The organism is Actinocorallia libanotica (genome assembly GCF_039525175.1).
Classification (GTDB): Bacteria; Actinomycetota; Actinomycetes; order Streptosporangiales; family Streptosporangiaceae; genus Actinocorallia; species Actinocorallia libanotica.
Window position 1 is genome coordinate 24,509 of the sequence record NZ_BAAAHH010000007.1, and the last position, 19,500, is coordinate 44,008.

The window sequence follows — 19,500 nt, forward strand, 5'->3', positions numbered from 1 at the left end:
TCCGTTCAAGGACAACGCTTCTGCTACTGGTACGCATGCTCACGGGACTGGCATTCTTGCGGGACAGGCGGGAAATGCGGAGGCTGACCGTGGTGAGCATCGGCGTGCTCGGGCCGATGACGGCGACAGTGGACGGCGCGCGGGCGGCGCTGGGCGGTCCGCGCCAGCGCGCGGTGCTGGCGGTGCTGGTGGCGGCGCGGGGCCGTGCGGTGTCCGAGGAGCGGATCCTGGCGGACGTGTGGGGCGAGCGGGCTCCGGCGGCCGGGACGCTCCGCTCCTATGTCTCGGTGCTGCGGCGCGTCCTGGAGCCCGGACGCGCGGCGGACGAGCCGCCGCGGCTCATCGTCCGCGAGAGCGACGGGTACCGCCTGCGGACGGACGCCGCCGGGATCGACGCGGAGGACTTCGGGGAGCTGGCGGGGCGGGGCGAGGCGCTGCTGCGGGGCGGCCGCGCCGCCGAGGCGGCGCCGGTGCTGGCGGAGGCGCTGGCCCTGTGGCGGGGCGAGCCGTACGGGGAGTTCGGCGGGATGCCCTTCGCCGCGCCGGAGCGGGCGCGGCTGGAGGGGACGCGGCTCGCCGCCGCCGAGCACCTCTTCGAGGCGCGGCTGGTGCTCGGCGAGCACGCCGCCCTCATCGGCGACCTGGAGAAGCACACCCTGCAGCACCCGCTCAGCGAGCACGGCTGGGAGCTGCTGGCCACCGCCCTGTACCGGAGCGGGCGCCAGGGCGACGCGCTGGCCGCGCTGCGCGGGGCGCGGCGGGTGCTCGCCGAGGAGCTGGGCATCGACCCGGGGCCCGGCCTGCGCCGGCTGGAGGCCTCGATCCTCGCCCAGGACGACCACGTCGGCGGCGCCCCGGCGGAGCGGCCCGCCGAAGGCGCGGAGCGGCGCAGGAACCTGCCGCACGCCCTGTCGGACTTCGTCGGCCGCGCGTCCGAGCCCGCGGAGGTCGAGGCGCTGCTGGCAGCGCACCGGCTCGTCACGCTCACCGGGCCCGGCGGGATCGGCAAGACCCGGCTGGCGCTGGAGACCGCGCGCGCCCGTCCCGACGGCGACGGGCCGTGGCTGGTGGAGCTGGCCGAGCTGGAGGACCCGGCGCTGCTGGCCGCCACGCTCGCCGAGGTGCTGGGGATCGCCGGGGCGACGACCGCCGAGCGGCTCGGCGACGTGCTGGGCGACCGAAAACTCCTGCTCGTCCTGGACAACTGCGAGCATCTCGTGGACGTGGTGCGCGGCGCCGTCCGCGCGCTGCTGTCCCGCGCGGGCGGGCTGCGGGTCCTGGCGACCAGCCGCGAGTCGCTGAACCTGCCGGGCGAGGCGGTGTACGAGGTGCGGCCGCTGCCCGTCGAGCAGGGCCGCGAGCTCTTCCTCTCCCGCGCCGCCGCGGCCGTCCCCGGCTGGACCCCCGGCGCCGGGGAGGAGGCCGCCGTCCGCGGCCTGTGCCGGGAGCTGGACGGCCTGCCGCTGGCGATCGAGCTGGCGGCCGCGCAGTGCCGGGTGCTGTCGGTCGAGCAGATCGCCGCGGGCCTGGACGACCGGTTCGCGGTGCTGCGCGACGGCTCCGGGCCCGACCGGCACCAGACGCTGCTGCGGACCGTCGAGTGGAGTCACGGCCTGCTCTCCCCCGCCGAACGCGACGTCCTGCACCGGCTGGGCGTCTTCGCCTCCGGGTTCGACCTGGACGCGGCGGCCGCGGTGTGCGGGCGGCCGGTGTTCGCCGAGCTGAGCGCGCTGGTCCGCAAGTCGCTGGTGGGCGTGGAGGCCGGGACGTCGCCGCGCCGCTACCGGCTGCTGGAGACGATCAAGGAGTTCACCCGCACCCGCGTCGGCCCCGAGGTCCGCGCCGCGCACCGCGCCTGGGTGCTGGCCGAGGCCGAGGCCGCCGCCCCGCTGCTGCACGGCCACCGCTCGGCGGCCGCCGTCCGCGGGCTGAGCGCGCAGCGGCCCGAGCACCGGGTGGCGCTGACCTCCTCGCTGCTGCTGGGCGACGGCGAGTACACGCTGCGGCTGGCGGGGCTGCTGGCCTGGTTCTGGTACGGGCAGGGCATCGTCGCCGAGGGGCTCGGCTGGATCAGCGCGGCGATCGAGCTGAGTCCCGCCGCGGGCCCGGAGCTGACCGGGCCCGCCCTCCTGGCCAAGTGCCGCCTGCTGTACCTGGCGGGGGAGTTCCCGACGGCCAGGGACGCCGCCGACGACGCCGTCCGGGCGGCGCGGGAGCTCGGCGACGCCGAGCTGGAGGCGCAGGCGGTGCTGCACCGCGCGCTGTTCGGCGCCCTGTGCGGCGAGACGGACTTCCTGGATCCGGCCCGCGCGGCCCTGGACCAGGCCCGTTCGCTCGGCACGGCCTGGCTGGAGTGCGAGGCCCTCATGATCACCGGGATGCTGCTGCGGTTCGCCGGCCTGATCGACGAGGCGCGCCGCACCCTCGCCGAGTCCGCGGCGCTCGCCGAGCGCTGCGGCTACGTCTTCATCCTCTCCTCGTCCCTGTGGCTCGTCATGAAGATCGACCTGGACCTCGGCGCCTGCGAACGCGCCCTGGCCGGCGGCATGGACATGGTGCTGCGCCTGGACGAGAACGGCGACGTCACCTCCTGGGTCGTCGCCGTGCACAGCCTCGCCGCCGCCCTCGCCCGCACCGGCAGCCCCACCGAGGGCGCCATGCTGCTGGGCGCCGCCGCCCACCACGGCTCCCTGGTCGGCTTCTCCCCCGCCGAGATGGACCCCCTCGACGCCCCCCGGCAGGCCCAGGACGTCCGCGACGCCCTCGTGCCGGAGGTCTTCGACACCTGGTTCGCCAAGGGCCGGTCCCTCACCCGCTCCCAGATCCGCGCCCTCGTCGAGTCCTGGCGGCGCTCCCGCGCCGTCCGCGCCTCCCCCCGGCTGTGAACGGGCGCGCCCCGCCCGGTCGTCGCCGGGCGGGGCGCGGTGGATCAGGCGTCGGCCGCGGCGTGGGCGGCGGCCCAGGCGCCGTAGCCGCCGAGCAGGTCGGCGACGCCGGCGCGGCCGGTCCCGCGCAGCAGGCTCGCGGCGAGCGAGGAGCGGGCGCCTCCCGCGCAGTGGACGACGACCCTGCGGTCGGCGGGGATCTCCGCCAGGCGCCTCGGCAGCTCCGCCAGGGGGATGTTGACCGAGCCCTCGATGCGGCCGTTCGCCAGTTCGCCGGCGTTGCGGACGTCGATCAGGAGGGGCGGTTCGGGGGACGCGAGCTCCTCGCGCAGGGCGGCGAAGGTGATCCGCTCGGCCTTGGCGACCTGCCCGGGCGCCGCGGTCAGTGCCGCGTCGGGATCGGCCAGGTGGCCGGCGGTGGTGTCCAGGCCGATCCGGGCCAGCCGGACGATGATCTCCTCCTCGCGGCCCTCGGGGGCGATCACCACGATCTCCCGGCCCGGTTCGACGACCATGCCGGCCTGCTCGGCGAACCGGCCGTCGGCGGGGACGTTGAGCGAGCCGGCCAGGTGCCCGGCGGCGAACTCCTGCGGGTCGCGGGCGTCGACGAGCACCGCTCCGGCGTCGCGGCGGGCCAGGACGTCGGCCAGGGGCAGCTCCCTCAGGTGCTCCTCGACCCTCAGCAGCGCCCGCTCCTTGCGGTTGAGGACGGCGTCGTAGCCGAAGTAGCCGGGGGCCGAGGGCTGTCCCTCGGTGACGATGTCGACGAACTCCCGCTCGCCCATCGGGACGCAGGCGTAGTTGCTCAGCCGCTGCGCGCCGATGGTGGACTGCAGCTCGGTCGACAGGTTCTTGCCGCAGGCCGAGCCCGCGCCGTGCGCCGGGAAGAGCCGCGTCCGGTCCGGCAGCGCCATCAGCTTGCGCTGGACGCTGTCGTAGAGCATTCGGCCCAGCTCCTCGGCGGTGACGCCGAAGGAGGCCAGCAGGTCGGGGCGGCCGACGTCGCCGATGAACAGGGCGTCGCCGGTCAGGACGCCGTAGGGCGTGGTGTCGTCGGCGTGCTCGAAGACCAGGACGCTGATCGACTCGGGGGTGTGGCCCGGGGTCTCCAGGATCTCCAGGGTGACCTCGCCCAGGCCGATGCGCTCGCGGTCGTGCAGCTTGCGGATCGGGAACTCCGCCTCGGCGCGGGAGCCGTAGCCGATCCAGGCGCCGGTGCGGGCCGCCAGCTCCAGGTGGCCGGAGAGGAAGTCGGCGTGGAAGTGGGTGTTGATGACGCCCTCGATGTGCAGGCCGTGGGCCTCGGCGTCGTCGAGGTACTCCGAGACGTCGCGGCGGGGGTCGACGACGACGGCCCGACCGGTCTCCAGGTCCCCGATGAGGTAGGACGCCTGGGACAGGCAGTCCAGGTAGTGCTGCGCGAAGTACATCCGGGTCTCCTTCTGCTCCATGGCTTCAGAGTCCTTTCCGTGTGTGTTCGGGACGGTGGTGACGGTGGTCCGGGACCGCCGGACGATCAGGACGGCGGCTCCGGCCGCGGCGGCCAGGGCCACCGCGCCGAGGAAGAGGGGCCGGACTCCCGGGGGGAGCTCCTGGCCGAGGACGTAGACGGACATGACGACCACGAACCAGCCGAAGGCCTTGCGCAGGCGGTCGGGGTCGGCCATCCCGGAGAGCCGGGACCCCAGAAGGCTGCCGGCGATCGCGACGGCGGTGACGGACAGGGTCAGCGGCCAGTCGATGGAGACGCTCTGCAGGTAGCCGGCCAGGCCCGCGAAGGACTTCATCGCGATGACCAGCAGGGACGTGCCGACGGCGACCGGCATCGGCAGCCCGCCCAGCAGGGCCAGGGCCGGCACCACCAGGAAGCCGCCGCCCGCGCCGACCAGGCCGGTGACCAGGCCGACCGCGCCGCCCTCCAGGAGGATCTTGAAGAGGGGGCGGCTCCCGCCGTGGGCCGCCGCCCCCGGCGCCCTGCGGCCGCGCAGCATGGCGACCGCGGTGACGGCCATCATGATCCCGAAGGCGATCAGCAGGACGTTCGCCGGGACGAACGCCGCGAGCCTGCCTCCCGCGTAGGCGCCGATCATGCCCGCCGCGCCGAAGAGCGCTCCGGTGCGCCAGCGCACCCGTCCGGCACGGGCGTGCGGGACCACCCCCGCCACGCTCGTCGCCCCCACGACGAACAGCGACATCGCGATCGCGGACTTGGCGTCGACGCCGGCCAGGTAGATCAGCACCGGGGTGGTGAGGATCGAGCCTCCCCCTCCCAGCAGTCCCAGCACGACGCCGATGAGCACCGCCGCGGCGAGCGTGATCCCCAGGGTCATGACGCGAGCTTCCGTTCGACCGGACAGGAGGTCTGGTCCAGGGCGCGGAGCGGGACGCGGTTGTAGGGCAGCTTCGCCAGCAGCATGCCCATCGCGCAGGTGTTGGTGAGGGAGGCGAACACCAGCCCGGCCCCCACGAAGGCCGACACCCACTTCAGGCCGGGGACGGCCACGCTGCCCAGCACTCCGGCCAGCACGATCGAGCCCGCCACGAGCCGGACCTGGCGCTCCAGGTCCCAGCGCTGGCGCTCGGCCCGCTCGACCGGCGCGTCCGCGGCCTCCCAGGCGAGGATCCCGCCCGCCAGGACGCGGGTGCGGACCAGCCCCGCCTCGGCGAGGATCTTCTCCGCCTGCGCGGCGCGGGCGCCGGAGCGGCAGACGAGCACCGTCTCCCCGGTGCCGCGGCGGAGCTCGTCGCAGTGCTCACGCAGCGTGTCCAGAGGGACGTTGAAGGAGCCGGGAATGTGGGAGTTGGCGAACTCCCCCGGCGTCCGGACGTCCAGAAGGCGCGGCGGTTCGGCGCCCTCCAGCCTCTCGCGCAGGCTCCTCACGTCGAGTTTCGCTGTGGTGTTCTTCATATCTGCGGGCCTCCTTCGTCTCGGCATGGCACCCGGAACCGGGGCTCTCACATACCCCCTGGGGTATATTTCCCACCGTAGCCGACGAAGGTCCGAACCTCCAAATACCCCCGGGGGTACCTCGCGGGGTCCCGGGAAACGCGCCGACCGGAACCGACCGGACCCCCCTGACCGCGCGGAACCTCTATGCTCCTGCTCCGGCAAGAGATTGGAGCAGACACTCAAGTGGCAACCAAGACCATCGTTGTGGACGACATCGACGGATACGACGGCGAGGACGTGACGCGCCGGGAGTTCGAGGTCGGCGGCGGCAAGTACGCCATCGACCTGGGGGACGCCAACCACAAGAAGCTCGGTGAGCTGCTGGCCGAACTCGCCCCGTATCTCGAGAGGGCCGCCGTGGTCAAGCAGGCAGGACGCGCGCGCAAGAGCGCCGCCGACACCGCACCGCGGCTCCAGGGCTACACCAACACCGACGTGCGCACCTGGGCGACCGAGCAGGGCATCGAGGTCGGCCGCGGCAAGATCGCGGACGAGGTGTACGACCGCTTCGTCGAGGCGCACCCCGACGCGCGTCCGGAGAGCTGACCGGCCCGCCCCCGCGCGTTAACCCGTTGCGCGCGGGGGCGGCACACCCCTACCGTCGACCGCGTCGTCCCCCGCCGCCCGCGACGAGGGGGCCTCGATGCTCGATCTCTGCTTCGACCTGGAGACCCAGGATCCCGACGATGTGCTGACCCTGTGCCTGACGGCCCGCCACCCGCGGGTGCGGCTGCGCGCCGTGACGGTGACGCCGGGATCGGACGGCCAGGTCGGGCTGGTCCGCCATGTGCTGCGCCTGCTGGGGCGCGACGACGTCCCGGTGGGGGCGCGGGACCCCGCCACCGGCAAGGAGTACGTCTCGGGATTCCACCGGCGCTGGCTCGGCGGCTGGCCGCCGGCCCGCCCCGACGGCGACGTCCCCGAGGTCCTGCTCCCGGTACTGGCCGCGCATCCACGGGCGGTCCTGCTGACCGGCGGGCCGCTGCGCAACCTGCGCCTGCTCCTGGAGTGCGGGCGCCCGGTGCGGCTGGCCCGGTGGGTGGCCCAGGGCGGCTTCGCCGGGGACCCGCTGGTGCCGCCGGAGCGGCGGCTGGCGAAGTTCGACGGGCTCACCGCCTGCCCCACCTTCAACTTCAACGGCGAACCGCAGGCCGCGCTGTCGGCCCTGTCCGACGCCGCCCCCATCGCCCGGCGCGAGCTCGTCTCCAAGAACGTCACGCACGGCGTGCGCTACGACCGCGCCTTCCACGAGCGGCTGGAACCGCACCGCGACGCCACGCCCGGCCTCGCCCTGATCTGGCGGGGCATGGACCTCTACCTGCGCCGCCGCCCGGGCGGCAAGCTGCTGCACGACCCCACCGCCGCCTGCGCCGCCATCGACCCGTCCATCGCCGTGTGGGCCGAGGCGGAGATCACCCGCGAGCCCGGCGGATGGGCCGCGCGCCCCCAGCCGGGCACCCGCACGTTCATCACCACCGGACTGGACCACGACGCCCTGTTCGCCGTCTTCGCCGAGGGGCGCGGGTGAAGGCGCCGGAGCGGGCGCCGGGCGCGGGTCAGACCCGCCACCAGGCGGTCACCCTGGCCCAGAGGGAGGAGGGGTCCTCGGGCGGCGGGTGCGGGACGGAGGCGGGAACGGGGGCGGGCCGCTGCGGGAGGGGCGGAGCGTCCGGCACCCGGGCCGACGCCACGACGGGGACGGGTGTGAACCGCACCGGCAGGGCCGCCAGGGAGCGGTGGAAGGGGCCCGGGCGCCACTGGAGCTTGTCCGCGGAGACGGCCAGGTCGAGGTCGGGCAGCCGGTCGAGGAGCTTCTCGATGGCGACGACGGCGATGGTCCGCGCCGGGCTCTTGGCGGGGCAGGTGTGCGGGCCCGCGCTGAAGGCCAGGTGGGCGCGGTTGCCGGCCCGCTGGTCGCTCCACTTGGACGGGTCGGTGTTGACCGCCTTGTAGGCGATGGCGACCGGCTGGTCGGCCGGCATGACGTGCCCCTCGCGCTCCACGTCGCGCACCGGGTAGGTGAACCCGAAGTTCGCGATGGGCGGGTCGGTCCACAGCACCTCGTCCAGGGCGTCCTCGATGGGCAGGCTCCCGCCGGACAGGTCGCCGCCGAAGCGCTCGTCCGACAGCAGCAGCCGCAGCGCGTTGGCGACGAGGTTGTGCACCGGCTCGGTGCCGGTGGCCATGAGCAGGCCGATCTGGTCGGCCAGCTCGGTGTCGTTCAGGCGCGCCGGGTGCTCGACCATCCACGAGGTGATGTCGGCGCCCGGACTCGCCCGCTTGAGCTGCACGAGCTCCAGCGCCGCCTGGCTGAACATCATCATGGACTGCACGGGGTCGATCAGCTCGGCGACCCTGAGCAGTCCCAGGGCGAGGCGGTCGCCGATCTCGGGCGGGCAGCCGAAGAGCCGGTTGAACACCAGCATCGGAAGCCGCGCGCTGTACTGGGCGCACAGGTCGGCCGCGCCCTCCTCGGCGAAGCGGTCGATGAGGGCGTCGGCGCTCTGCTCGATGTACTCGCGCATCGAGACGACGTCGACCCGTTCGAACGTCTCGGTGACCGACGCGCGGAACCGGGAGTGCTCGGCCCCGTCGCTGTACAGGATGGCGGGCCGGTACCCCAGGACCGGGCGCACCGGGCACTCCGGCGGCATCGCCTGCTCCCAGCGGCGCGGGTCCTTGGGGAAGGTGACGGGGTCGCGCAGCACCTCCAGCGCCGCGTCGTAGCCCAGGACGAGCGTCACGGGCACGCCGGGCGCCAGTTCGGCCGGCGCGTAGTTGCCGTAGCGGGCGCGCAGCGCCTCGTAGACGCCTCCCGGGTCGGCGGCGAACTGCGCGTCGTAGAGCTTGACGCGCTCCTGGTGCGGTTCGGTGTTCATGCGGGATCCCGTTCCAGGGCGATCAGGTGGTCGACCAGCGCGATGAGCGCCCGCACCGACGAGTCGTGGTCGCGGGCGTCGCACAGGACCAGGGGGGTGGTGGGAAGCAGGTCGAGCGCCTCGCGGATCTCCTCCAGCGGGTAGGAGGGCGCCCCCTCGAACTGGTTGACGGCCACCGCGTAGGGCAGCCCGCGCTGTTCGAGCAGGTTCACCACGTCGAAGGACATCTCGAGGCGGTTGGTGTCGACCAGGACGAGCGCGCCCAGCGCGCCCAGGGACAGGTCGTGCCACAGCTGCGTGAAGCGCTGCTGGCCCGGCGCGCCGAAGATGTAGAGCACGAGCTGCTCGGTGAGCGTGAGGCGGCCGAAGTCCATCGCCACGGTCGTCGTGGTCTTGTCCTCGATGCCGGCCAGGTCGTCGACGAACTCCCCGGCCTTGGTCATGCGCTCCTCGGTGTGCAGCGGGCGGATCTCCGAGAGCGTGCCGACGAACGTCGTCTTGCCGACCGCGAAGTGCCCGACGACGAGGATCTTCACGGCGGTCTTCACCGAAGCGCCGAGGTACAGCCCGTCAGAGGCGAGCGCGGAGCCCATCGAGCACCTCCTGGAGAAGATCGGCCGAGGGCCGCTGCGAGGGGGAGGGAGAGCGGACGACGAGGTGCCCGCTGTCCACGAGGTCCGAGAGCAGCACCTTGGTGATGCTCACGGGCAGTCGGAGGTGCCCGGCGATCTCGGCGACCGACAGGGCGCCGCCGCGGCACAGCTCCATGACGCGGCGCTGCTCGGGAGTGAGCCCGGTGGTGGCGGTGCGCGCGGCGACCACCAGGGTGACCAGGTCGAACACGTTGCGGCTGGGATGCGCCCTGCCGCCCGTCACCACGTGCAGGCGGACGAGCGGGCGTTCGGGAGGCCTCATCCGGTGACGCCGCTGCCCTGGCGGGTCGGGCTCGTCAGCTCCTTGCCCAGTCGCTGGACGAGTTCCTGCAGCCGGTAGGAGACGGCCTCCATGTCGACGGCCGGGCTCGCCGACACCGCCAGGTAGGCGTTCGCGCCCGCGGCGACCAGGAAGACGTAGCCGGCTTCGAACTCGGTCACCGTCTGGTGCCAGACGGTGTCGGGGTCGCCGCAGAACCCGGCGGTGCTGCGGGCGAGCGACTGCAGCCCGGACATCCCCGCGGCCTGCCGTTCGGCCTCGTCGCGCGGGATGCCCTCGGAGTGCGCGATGAGCAGCCCGTCGGCCGACAGCAGGATGGCGTAGCGCGTCTCCGGCATGCGCAACGCGTCATCCAGCATCCAGCCGAGCTTGTTGTTCGTGACCTCTGTCAAGGCTGGTCCTTCTCTTCACTTGCGGACGGGAAGACGGCCCGGCCGGACCGGGTGCCGCGCTGCCAGGCCCCCAGGCCCGCGGCCTTCCGCCGGGAGGGTTCGGGCCGCACGGGGGCGGCGGGTGCGGAAAGGGAGACCGCGGGGTCCGGAGCCGCCTCGCCCTCCTGCCGGCGGCGCTTGGGCAGGCCGCCGGAGGTCACCGCCGGCGCGGGCGGCACGGTCTCGAAGCGCGCGGGCTCCTGCCGGGTGACCGCCGTCAGCAGCTCCGAGGGCAGGAACACCACGGCGCGGACGCCGCCGTACGGGGAGCGGCTGTCGACCGAGACCCGGAAGCCGTAGCGGGCGGCCAGGACGCCGATGGCGGCGAACCCGATCTGCGGCGGGTCGCCGAGCCGGTGGATGTCCACGGACTGCCGGCCGTCGAGCAGCGCGGAGGCCTGCTGGACCTCCTCGGCGTCCATCGCCACACCCGCGTCGTCGATCATGACGGCCAGGCCGTTGTGGGTGGTCTGGAAGTTGACCTCGACCGGGGTGCTGGGCTGGGAGTGCCGCGCGGCGTTGTCGAGCAGCTCGGCGACGGCCAGCACGACCGGCTCGACCGCGCGGCTGACCACCGCGACGTTCGGCTCGGCGTAGATCTTGATCCGCAGGTAGTCGCGGATGCGGGAGGTCGCGCCGCGCACCACGTCCTCGACCGACGACGCCTGGCGCTGCAGGCCCGGCCACGAGCCGCACAGCACCGCGGTGGCCTGCACGCGCCGGCCGAGCTGGGCGTTCATGTGGTCGATGCGCAGCAGGTCCTCCAGCACCGCCGGGTCGTCGTGCCGCAGCTGCATCTCGGTGATGACGACCTGCTGCTCGCCGGCGAGGCTCTGGACGGTGCGCATCATCGTGCGGAGCATGGACTTGGCGGCCTTGTCGGCGTGCGCCCTGATCCCCTCGGCGGAGGAGGCGAACAGCGCGGTGACCGCGTCGAGGTCGCGGGCGAAGTCGGTCTGCTGCAGCAGGCCGCGGTGGGGCGCGGCGGCCGGGTGGCCGGGGGAGGCCGCCATCTGGGGCAGGCCGATCGTGACCAGGTGGCGCAGCGCCTGGTCGCGCGCGTTCACTCCGGCCGCCAGCAGCGCGCTCTCCTCCTCCAACCGCGCGGTCAGCCGCCGCTGGCGCATGAGCAGCAGCGAGACGGCGAAGAAGGCGATGCTCGCGCAGACGAACGCGAGGAGGGACAGGTGCTCCATCAGACTGCTGTCACTCTCAGTAATGACCGGGACACGTGGGAATAAGAGACAGTAGAACCCCGGCTTCCTGCGCACTTGTGGTCACGCGCAGAGAACTTTTTCCCGAACGCAGGACAAACCACCCGGTTGTCATGGCGTTTTGTACTAATCTGCCGAAATCGTCGGGGGAACTGTGATCGAAGTGCGTAAGCGTGGTGCCTGGAGGGTGCGCGAGCTGTGCCCGGGAACTTCTACACCGTCGAGAGCGCCTCGACCGACGGGCTGCCCCCGCGGGAGCGCGCCGACTTCTGGCGGGAGCACATCACCGCCCACCAGTCCGACCTGGACTACCGGTTCTCCGGACCCGGCTTCAGGGGGACGACCGTCCACCAGCGCAGCGCCGTCTACCAGCTCGTCGAGTTCCGCTCCGACGCGGTCGCCTACCTGCGCACCGCCGCGCACGTCCGGCGCGCGCCCGACGACGGCCACCGCCTCCTCGTCCCGCTCTCCGGCTGGATGGCGGTGCGCCAGCACGACCTGTGCGCCCGGCTGACGCCCGGCTCCGGCGCCCTCGTCACCTTCGCCGAGCCGCTGGAGCTCAAGCAGGCGCCCGACACGCACGGGCTCGTGCTGACCATCCCCGTCCGGCAGCTGGCCGAGCCGTTCGGGCGCTCCGTGCCGCCGGCCCGGCACCTCGACCTGCGCGCCGGGCTGGGACGCGTCGTCGCCGACCTGCTGCGGGGCCTGGCCCGCGAACGCCACGCGCTGACCGGCCCCCAGTTCGACGCGGCCTGCGACCGGCTGGTGGAGCTGCTGCGCATGGTCCCCGCCCGCGACGACCGGCACGACGCACCCGCCCGCCTGGGGGAGATCGCCGTGCTCGTCCGCCGCTACGTCCGCGCCCACGCCGCCGACCCCGACCTGAACGGCACGACGATCGCCCTGGACCTCGGCTGGTCCCTGCGCCAGATCCAGCTCGCCCTCCAGCACCTGGGCACCACGCCCCGCGACCTGATCCGCGAGGAGCGCCTGCGGCTGGCCCGCCGCCTCCTCCAGGACCCCTCCCACGCCCACCTTCCGATCACCGACCTCGCCTACGCCGCGGGCTTCTCCTCCCCCAGCGCCCTGAGCACCGCCTTCCGCCACCGCTACGGAACGACGCCGCGCGAGGCACGGCGTTCGGCCGCCCTCCCCGTCTCCGGAAAGGGCGGCTGAACCTCAGGCCGCGAGCTCGGCCAGGTCCGCGCCGGTGAGGCGCAGTCCCGCGGCGGCCATGTTCTCCTCCAGGTGGGCCACGGAGCCCGTTCCGGGGATGGGCAGCATCACCGGGGAGCGCGCCAGCAGCCAGGCCAGGGCCACCTGGTTGCGGGTCGCGCCGTGCCGGGCGGCCACCCGGTCCGACCCGGCCGCCGCGAGCGGCTGGAACCCGCCGCCCAGCGGGAAGAACGGAACGAAGGCGATGCCGGAGCGCTCGCACTCGGCGAGCAGCTCGATATCGCCGGGACGGGTGTTCACGAGGTTGAAGTGGTTCTGCACGGCCGCGACGGGCGCGACCTCCCGCGCTTCGGCGAGCTGGGCGGCGTCGACGTTGCTCACGCCCAGATGGCGGATCAGCCCCTCCTCGCGCAGCTCGGCCAGCGCCGCGAAACGCTCGCCCACCGCTTCGCCCCCGGGTTCGCTCATCCCGCCCACCCGCAGGTAGACCAGGTCCAGGCGCGCCACCTCGAGCGCCTCCATGTCGGCCTCCACCAGCTTCCGCAGCCCCTCGGGCGGCGCCTGGCGGGCGGGCCTGCCCTCCTCGTCCGTCAGCGGGCCGACCTTCGTCGCCACGACCAGCCCGTCATAGGGGTGCAGGGCCCGCCGGATCAGGTCGTGCGCCCGCACGCCCTCCCGCGCGTAGAAGCCGGCCGAGTCGATGTGGTCGACGCCCAGCTCGACGGCCCTCCGCAGCACCGCGATGCCCTCCTCGGGCTTGCGGACGTCTCCGGCGAACCCGAAGGACGCGGGCAGCCGCATCGCCCCGAACCCGAGCCGGTCGATCTCCAGGTCTCCGCCCAGCAGGAAGCTTCCCGCGGCGTTCGTCTGCATGTTCATCCCCCCACCGTGGTCCCTTCCCGCCCCCGCCACCAACGCTTGGCAGCAAACTGCCAAGCGTCCGTGGGCGAGACTGGACGGGTGGAGACCACCGACCGCATCATCACCGTGCGCGGCGAGGAAGAACTCCTCGCCCGCGCAGGCCACCTGTTCGCCTCGGTGCGCGAGGAGTTCCTCTGCGCCGCGCACGACCCGGACACCTGGTCCCAGCCCGCCGCCAAGCACGCCGTCCGCGACCGCATGCGCGCCGCCGGCGCCGGGGCCTTCACCGTCCGCAAACTCTTCAGCGCCGCCGCCCTCGCCGACGAGCCCACCCGCGCCCACCTCCGCGAGGTCTCCGCGGCCGGCGCCCGGGTCCGCATCAGCGCCTCCCCCCTCCCCCACGAGACGATCATCATCGACCGCCGCCTGATGATCCTGGCGGGCCCCGCCGCCCCCGAAGGCCGCGCCTACACCGTCACCTCCTCCCCCGCCCTCCTCGGCGGCGTCCTCTCCCTCTTCGAAGCCGCCTGGGAGACGTCCTCCCCCTTCACCTCCTGGCTCACCGCCGACGCCCCCCACCTGGACCCCGACTCCCGCGCCGTCCTCCGATCCCTCGCCTCCGGCCTCACCGACGCGACCGCCGCCCGCCGTCTCGGCCTCTCCCTGCGCACCTACCGCCGCCGCGTGGCCGCCCTCATGACGGCCCTGCAGGCCGACTCCCGCTTCCAGGCCGGCCTCCACGCCGCCGCCCTCGACCTCGCGCAGGACCCTTGAACCGCTGAGCGGGTGAGGGGACCGGAAGCGTTGCGCGAATCACCGTCCTTCCGCGCCTTCTTCGGCGTCGGGCATATCCCCTGGGGAAGGGGAAGTGCATGAGCGGTGACGAAGGGCCGGTGCAAGCGGCAGCGCGGGGATTGACCGCGAGGGAGGCCGCGGAGCGGCTGGAGAGGGACGGGCCCAATGCGCTGCCTCGGCGGCCGCCGACGCCGCTGTGGCGGCGGGTGGCCGACCAGCTGCGGGATCCGCTGATCGTGGTGCTGCTGGTGGCGGCGGTGCTGACGCTGTTCACCGGCGACTACACCGACATGGCCGTGATCCTGCTGGTGGTCGTCGCCAACACCGCGGTGGGGGTGTGGCAGGAGGTGCGGGCGGACCAGGCGATCACGGCGCTGTCGGAGCTCACCGCGCCCGCCGCGCGGGTCGTGCGGGACGGGCGGCAGCGGGAGGTGCCCGGGGACGAGGTCGTCGTGGGCGATCTCGTGGTGCTGGGCGAGGGCGACATCGTTCCGGCCGACGGTGTTCTGGTGGAGGCGGCGGGACTGCTGGTGGACGAGTCGTCCCTGACGGGCGAGTCGGTTCCGGTGGACAAGAGGGCGTCCGCGGATCCCGAGGACGAGCAGGCCGACGAGGCGCGGATCGCGTCGGGGACCGTGGTGTCCAAGGGGCGGGGGCGGGCGCTGGTCACCGCGACCGGCGAGGAGAGCTCCGCCGGGCGGATCGCCGCGCTGCTGGGCCGCGAGAGCGGGCTCACGCCGCTGCAGAAGCGCCTCGCGGGCATCGGGCGGCTGCTGGCGGTGCTGGCGGTCGTCCTGTGCGCGGTGGTCCTGGTGCTCGGCGTCGTCCGGGGGCAGCCGCTCGAACTGATGGTGGTCACCGCGATCAGCCTCGTGGTCGCCGCCGTCCCCGAGTCGCTCCCCGCCGTCGTCACGCTCGCCCTCGCGCTGGGCGCCCGGCGCATGGCGGCCCGCAACGCGCTCATCCGCAAGCTCCCCGCCGTCGAGACGCTCGGCTCGGTGACCGTCCTGGCCACCGACAAGACCGGCACCCTCACCGAGGGGCGGATGGTCGCCCGGCACGCCTGGACGCCCGGCGGCGCGGAGGTCGAGCTCACCGGCGCCGGCTACTCCCCCGAAGGCGAGGCGCTGCTGGACGGCGGCGCGATCGGCCCCGAGGACCGGCCGGAGGTCACCGGCCTGCTCACCGCCGCCGCCCTGTGCAACGACGCGCGCCTGGCCGCGCCGGACGGCGAGCGCGCGGACTGGGCGGCCCTCGGCGACCCCACCGAGGCGGCGCTCCTCGTCGCCGCGGCCAGGCTGGGCCTCGACGACGACCGCCTCCAGGAGGAGTACCCCCGCACCGCCGAGCTGCCCTTCGACAGCGAGCGCAAGCGCATGACGACCGTCCACCGCCGCCCCGGCGGCCGGTACCTGGTGGTCTGCAAGGGCGCTCCCGAGGTCCTCCTGGACGCCGAGTTCCTCGCCGACGACACCGGCGTCGTCGAGCGGGCCGCCGCCAAGGCCGACGAGTACGCCCGGAGCGGCTTCCGCGTCCTGGCGGTCGCCGAGGCCGAGCGCGACGACGAGGCGCACGGCGACCGGCTGGAGCGCGGCCTGCGCCTGCTGGGCCTCGTCGCCATCCTCGACCCGCCGCGCGAGGCCGCGGCCCGCACGATCGGCGCCTGCCGGGACGCCGGGATCCGCCCCGTCCTCATCACCGGCGACCACCCCGGCACGGCCCGCGCCATCGCCGCGGAGCTGGGGATCGCCCAGGAGGCCGACCAGGTCGTCGACTGCCGCGGCCCCCGCCCGGAGAACCTCCACGAGATCACGGTGTTCGCGCGCGCGAATCCCCAGCACAAGCTGGACATCATCGAGGCGCTGAGCGGCAGCGGCGAGATCGTGGCGATGACCGGCGACGGCGTCAACGACGGGCCCGCGCTGCGCCGCTCCGACATCGGCGTCGCGATGGGCGAGCGCGGCACCGAGGTGGCCCGCCAGGCCGCCGACCTGGTGCTCGCCGACGACGAGCTGGGCACCGTGGTCGCCGCCGTCGAGGAGGGGCGGCGCGTCTACTCCAACATCCGCCGGTTCCTCGTCTACGGCCTCTCCGGCGGCGTCGCCGAGATCGCCGTCATGCTCCTGGGCCCGCTCGTCGGGCTGGCGCTGCCGCTGCTGCCCGCGCAGATCCTGTGGATCAACCTGCTCACCCACGGCCTGCCCGGCGTCGCGCTCGGCGGGGAGCCCGCCGAGGAGACCGCGATGCGCCGCCCGCCGCGCCCGCCGGAGCAGAGCATCCTCGGCGCGGGCCTGTGGCAGCGGATCGTGCGGATCGCCATCGTGCTCACCGCCGTCACCCTCGGCGTCGCGGTGTGGGCCGAGCACACCGGCCGGCCCTGGCAGACCATGGCGTTCTTCGCCCTCGGCACGCTGCAGCTGGGCGCGGCCCTGGGCTCCCGCGCCCGCCCGCGCTCCCTGGCCAACCCGATGCTGCTCGCCGCCGTCGCGGGGGCGCTGCTGCTGCAGCTGGCGGGCGTCTACCTGCCGCCGCTGCAGGAGCTGCTGGGCACCGAGCCCCTGGCCCTCACGGACCTCCTGATCGTCGGCGCCCTGTCCGTCCTGGGCTACGCCGCCGTCCGGCTCGACCGGATCATCCACCCGGGTCCGGCCGCGCGCCAGGCCCGGGAACGGGAGCGGGCGCCGAGGCCGTGAGCGCGCTCAGGAGTTCTCCTCCCGGTACGCCGACACCTCCCGGGTCATGTCCGTCAGGAACCTCTCGACGGCGGCCAGCTCCTGCGGGGAGTAGTCCGCCATGGCGCCGGTGAGCCGTGCGTTGAGGGGGTGGAAGAAGCCGCCGGCCAGGGTCATGGCCTCGGGCGCCACCTCCAGGTGCACGCGGCGGCGGTCGCCCGGCACCGGGCGGCGGACCAGGTGCCCGGCCTGCTCCAGGCGCTCCAGGAGCGAGCTGACGGCCGCGGTGGTCAGGCCCAGCCTGCGCGCGAGGTCGCCGGGGGTGATGGGGGTGCCGGCGAGGCCGGACTCCATGATCAGGAAGATCGCCCGGACGTTGGTGGGATGCAGCGCGTGCCTCTTGGCGAACACGTGCCCCAGCTGGTCGAGCTCGCTGTTCAACCGGCGCATGAGCCTGATGAGATGCCGCCGCTCCGCCAGTTCCTCGTCCACGGCCCCCCTCACCCCTTTCATTAGCTAGACTATCTAGCTAGATTGTTTAACTACTAGATTATCTAGGCATAACTGCCGCGTCGCCCCCGCGATGCCGGGCGGTCCCCTTCCCCGGTGACCCGCCCTGCCCCGCCGGTGCGACGACGAACACACTATTGCGGAAAGAAGCCTGACGATATGTCGAAGAAGTGGCGGCGATGGCTGCCGCTCGCCCTCGTCCTCCTGATCTGGATCGCCGGAGCCGGACCCCTCGGCCAGTACACCGGCCGCCTCGGCGAGGTCCAGTCCACCGACAGCACCGCGTTCCTGCCGTCCACCGCCGAGTCGACCCGCGTGGCCGGCCTCCGCGAGGGCTTCGAGGACCGCAGCACGGTCCCCGCGATCGTCGTCTGGGAGTCCGCGGACGAGATCGGCCCGGACGCCGAGAAGCGGGCGGCCGCCGCGATCGACCGCATCCGGGAGGAGGGCATCGCCGCCGGGGCGCCCTCGCCGCCCCTGCGGTCCGACGACGGCCGCGCCCTCCAGGCGGTGATCCCCCTGGACGCCGCGCTGGACGACCCCCCGGTCGACCGGATCAGGGAGCTGGCCGCCGTCCCCGGCCTCCAGGCGCACGTGACGGGCAGCGCCGCCGTCGGCGCCGACCTGTCCAAGGCGTTCGCCGGCATCGACGGCCTGCTGCTCATGGTCGCGCTCGGCGTCGTCCTGCTCATCCTGCTGCTGGTCTACCGCAGCGTGCTGCTGCCCCTGGTGGTGATCTTCACCGCGGTGCTGGCGCTGGCCCTGGCCTCGGCCCTGGTCTACCTGCTGGCCGACCGCGGCATGCTCACCCTCGACGGGCAGACCCAGGGGATCATGTTCATCCTGGTGGTCGGCGCCGCCACCGACTACGCGCTGCTGCTGGCCGTCCGGTACCGCGAGGAGCTCGCCGCGGCCGACGCCTGGCCCGCGCTGAAGCGCGCCTGGCGCGCCTCCCTGGCCCCCATCACCGCCAGCGCCTTCACCGTCGCGGCGGGCCTGCTGACCCTGCTGCTCAGCGACCTCAACTCCAACCGCTCCCTCGGCCCCGTCGCCGCCATCGGCGTCGGCTGCGCCCTGCTGGCGGTGATCACCTTCCTGCCCGCCGCGCTGGCGCTCCTCGGCCGCGCCGCCTACTGGCCCTCGCGCCGCCTCGACCGCGGCCACAAGGTCTGGGACCGGCTCGCCGGGCTGATCTCCCGCCACCCGCGCCGCACCTGGGTGACGACCGCCCTCGCCCTGGGCGTGCTGGCGCTGTTCATGCCGACGCTGAAGGCCGACGGCATCGCCCAGTCCGACGTCTTCCTCAACAAGGAGCCCTCCATCGTCGGGCAGGAGGCGCTGCAGCGGCACTTCCCGTCCGGCTCCGGCAACCCCGCGGTCGTCGTCGTCGACGCGGACGCCCTGCAGGACGCCGCGCGGACCGCGCAGGCCGTCGAGGGGGTGGCCTCCGTGCGGCCGGTGGCGGACCCGTCCGGCGAGCCGAAGGTCGTCGACGGGCGCGCCATGCTGCAGGCGACCCTCACCGACGCGCCCGACTCGGCCGCCGCCATGGACACCGTGGCCGGGCTCCGCGACGCCCTGCACCCGCTGCCCGGGGCCGACGCGCTCGTCGGCGGGTACACCGCCTCCCAGTACGACACGCGGGTGACGGCCGAGCACGACCGGTCCCTCATCATCCCCGTCGCGCTGCTGGTGATCCTGGCCATCCTCGCGCTGCTGCTGCGGGCCATGACGGCGCCGGTCGTGCTCATCCTGACGGTGGTGCTGTCGTTCGCCGCCACCCTCGGCGTGGCCTCGCTGGTGTTCGACCACGTCTTCGGCTTCCCGGGCTCGGACCCGTCGGTGCCGCTGTTCGGGTTCGTGTTCCTGGTGGCGCTGGGCGTGGACTACAACATCTTCCTCATGACACGGGTGCGCGAGGAGGCGTTCGAGCACGGCGCGCGCGAGGGCGTCCTGCGCGGGCTCGTCGCCACCGGCGGCGTCATCACCTCCGCCGGCGTCGTGCTCGCGGCGACCTTCGGCGCCCTCGCGGTGCTCCCGCTGGTCTTCCTCGTCCAGCTCGCCTTCATCGTGGCGTTCGGGGTGCTGCTGGACGCGCTCGTCGTGCGCTCCCTGCTCGTCCCCGCGCTCGCCTACGACCTGGGGCCGCGCATGTGGTGGCCCACCCGCCGCAAGCTCCGCCCCTGACGGGCTC

16 protein-coding genes are annotated in these 19,500 nt (G+C 74.1%); 7 read left to right on the top strand and 9 right to left on the bottom strand.

The annotated features are described in order from the left end of the window. Positions 1 to 74 precede the first annotated feature (74 nt). Positions 75 to 2,885, top strand: coding sequence for an ATP-binding protein (locus ABD140_RS11180; protein ID WP_344239616.1), 2,811 nt, complete (start codon positions 75 to 77; stop codon positions 2,883 to 2,885). Positions 2,886 to 2,929: 44 nt separating this feature from the next. Here ABD140_RS11180 and ABD140_RS11185 read toward each other — a convergent pair whose 3' ends face one another. After that, entirely contained in the window at positions 2,930 to 5,215 is a 2,286-nt protein-coding gene (locus tag ABD140_RS11185) for a TSUP family transporter (protein WP_344239618.1), read from the bottom strand. Then, on the bottom strand, positions 5,212 to 5,793 hold the full coding sequence (locus tag ABD140_RS11190) for a rhodanese-like domain-containing protein (RefSeq protein WP_344239620.1): 582 nt from the start codon (positions 5,791 to 5,793) through the stop codon (positions 5,212 to 5,214). Before ABD140_RS11190 ends, ABD140_RS11185 begins: the two co-directional genes overlap by 4 nt. Before the next feature lie 225 nt (positions 5,794 to 6,018). Here ABD140_RS11190 and ABD140_RS11195 point away from each other — a divergent pair, with 225 nt between their 5' ends. Further along, positions 6,019 to 6,381: an Lsr2 dimerization domain-containing protein gene (locus tag ABD140_RS11195; RefSeq protein WP_344239622.1), complete on the top strand. Its 363-nt coding sequence runs from the start codon at positions 6,019 to 6,021 to the stop codon at positions 6,379 to 6,381. Between the two features lie 97 nt (positions 6,382 to 6,478). Continuing rightward, positions 6,479 to 7,363, top strand: a complete 885-nt coding sequence (locus tag ABD140_RS11200) for a nucleoside hydrolase (RefSeq protein ID WP_344239624.1) — start codon at positions 6,479 to 6,481, stop codon at positions 7,361 to 7,363. 28 nt (positions 7,364 to 7,391) lie between these two features. Here the strand turns inward: ABD140_RS11200 and ABD140_RS11205 are convergent, their stop codons facing one another. From ABD140_RS11205 to ABD140_RS11225, 5 genes are read right to left on the bottom strand one after another with little or no spacing between them, the layout of a single operon-like run. Then, on the bottom strand, positions 7,392 to 8,714 hold the full coding sequence (locus ABD140_RS11205; RefSeq protein WP_344239626.1) for a cytochrome P450 family protein: 1,323 nt from the start codon (positions 8,712 to 8,714) through the stop codon (positions 7,392 to 7,394). Then, a complete protein-coding gene (locus tag ABD140_RS11210) occupies positions 8,711 to 9,307 on the bottom strand; it encodes a GTP-binding protein (RefSeq protein ID WP_344239628.1) in 597 nt (198 codons plus the stop codon). Before ABD140_RS11210 ends, ABD140_RS11205 begins: the two co-directional genes overlap by 4 nt. After that, positions 9,285 to 9,629, bottom strand: coding sequence for a DUF742 domain-containing protein (locus ABD140_RS11215; protein ID WP_344239630.1), 345 nt, complete (start codon positions 9,627 to 9,629; stop codon positions 9,285 to 9,287). The genes ABD140_RS11210 and ABD140_RS11215 overlap by 23 nt, the downstream gene beginning before the upstream one ends. Next, positions 9,626 to 10,039 (bottom strand): roadblock/LC7 domain-containing protein, encoded by a 414-nt coding sequence (locus ABD140_RS11220; protein ID WP_344239632.1) that lies wholly within the window; start codon positions 10,037 to 10,039, stop codon positions 9,626 to 9,628. The genes ABD140_RS11215 and ABD140_RS11220 overlap by 4 nt, the downstream gene beginning before the upstream one ends. Then, positions 10,036 to 11,274 (bottom strand): ATP-binding protein, encoded by a 1,239-nt coding sequence (locus tag ABD140_RS11225; RefSeq protein WP_344239633.1) that lies wholly within the window; start codon positions 11,272 to 11,274, stop codon positions 10,036 to 10,038. The genes ABD140_RS11220 and ABD140_RS11225 overlap by 4 nt, the downstream gene beginning before the upstream one ends. Before the next feature lie 216 nt (positions 11,275 to 11,490). On the opposite strand from ABD140_RS11225, the gene ABD140_RS11230 reads away from it, so the two are divergent. After that, positions 11,491 to 12,468, top strand: coding sequence for a helix-turn-helix domain-containing protein (locus ABD140_RS11230; RefSeq protein WP_344239635.1), 978 nt, complete (start codon positions 11,491 to 11,493; stop codon positions 12,466 to 12,468). Between the two features lie 3 nt (positions 12,469 to 12,471). Here the strand turns inward: ABD140_RS11230 and ABD140_RS11235 are convergent, their stop codons facing one another. Continuing rightward, complete coding sequence (locus ABD140_RS11235; protein ID WP_344239637.1) at positions 12,472 to 13,347, bottom strand: aldo/keto reductase; 876 nt, start codon at positions 13,345 to 13,347, stop codon at positions 12,472 to 12,474. 81 nt (positions 13,348 to 13,428) lie between these two features. On the opposite strand from ABD140_RS11235, the gene ABD140_RS11240 reads away from it, so the two are divergent. Both ABD140_RS11240 and ABD140_RS11245 read left to right on the top strand, forming a co-directional pair. After that, positions 13,429 to 14,103, top strand: a complete 675-nt coding sequence (locus ABD140_RS11240) for a DNA-binding response regulator (RefSeq protein WP_344239639.1) — start codon at positions 13,429 to 13,431, stop codon at positions 14,101 to 14,103. Positions 14,104 to 14,201: 98 nt separating this feature from the next. Further along, positions 14,202 to 16,817, top strand: a complete 2,616-nt coding sequence (locus ABD140_RS11245) for a cation-translocating P-type ATPase (RefSeq protein WP_344239641.1) — start codon at positions 14,202 to 14,204, stop codon at positions 16,815 to 16,817. 6 nt (positions 16,818 to 16,823) lie between these two features. Here ABD140_RS11245 and ABD140_RS11250 read toward each other — a convergent pair whose 3' ends face one another. Beyond that, positions 16,824 to 17,288 (bottom strand): MarR family winged helix-turn-helix transcriptional regulator, encoded by a 465-nt coding sequence (locus ABD140_RS11250; RefSeq protein WP_344239643.1) that lies wholly within the window; start codon positions 17,286 to 17,288, stop codon positions 16,824 to 16,826. Between the two features lie 177 nt (positions 17,289 to 17,465). Between ABD140_RS11250 and ABD140_RS11255 the strand changes: the two genes are divergently transcribed. Continuing rightward, positions 17,466 to 19,493 carry an MMPL family transporter gene (locus ABD140_RS11255; protein WP_344239645.1) on the top strand — a complete coding sequence of 676 codons (2,028 nt, stop codon included), beginning with the start codon at positions 17,466 to 17,468 and terminating at the stop codon, positions 19,491 to 19,493. Positions 19,494 to 19,500 lie beyond the last annotated feature (7 nt).

Coding starts and splice junctions, on each gene's coding strand:
- ABD140_RS11180 (WP_344239616.1), top strand. CDS start 75: ATGCGGAGGCTGACCGTGGTGAGCATCGGCGTGCTCGGGCCGATGACG.
- ABD140_RS11185 (WP_344239618.1), bottom strand. CDS start 5,215: ATGACCCTGGGGATCACGCTCGCCGCGGCGGTGCTCATCGGCGTCGTG.
- ABD140_RS11190 (WP_344239620.1), bottom strand. CDS start 5,793: ATGAAGAACACCACAGCGAAACTCGACGTGAGGAGCCTGCGCGAGAGG.
- ABD140_RS11200 (WP_344239624.1), top strand. CDS start 6,479: ATGCTCGATCTCTGCTTCGACCTGGAGACCCAGGATCCCGACGATGTG.
- ABD140_RS11205 (WP_344239626.1), bottom strand. CDS start 8,714: ATGAACACCGAACCGCACCAGGAGCGCGTCAAGCTCTACGACGCGCAG.
- ABD140_RS11210 (WP_344239628.1), bottom strand. CDS start 9,307: ATGGGCTCCGCGCTCGCCTCTGACGGGCTGTACCTCGGCGCTTCGGTG.
- ABD140_RS11215 (WP_344239630.1), bottom strand. CDS start 9,629: ATGAGGCCTCCCGAACGCCCGCTCGTCCGCCTGCACGTGGTGACGGGC.
- ABD140_RS11225 (WP_344239633.1), bottom strand. CDS start 11,274: ATGGAGCACCTGTCCCTCCTCGCGTTCGTCTGCGCGAGCATCGCCTTC.
- ABD140_RS11235 (WP_344239637.1), bottom strand. CDS start 13,347: ATGAACATGCAGACGAACGCCGCGGGAAGCTTCCTGCTGGGCGGAGAC.
- ABD140_RS11245 (WP_344239641.1), top strand. CDS start 14,202: ATGAGCGGTGACGAAGGGCCGGTGCAAGCGGCAGCGCGGGGATTGACC.
- ABD140_RS11255 (WP_344239645.1), top strand. CDS start 17,466: ATGTCGAAGAAGTGGCGGCGATGGCTGCCGCTCGCCCTCGTCCTCCTG.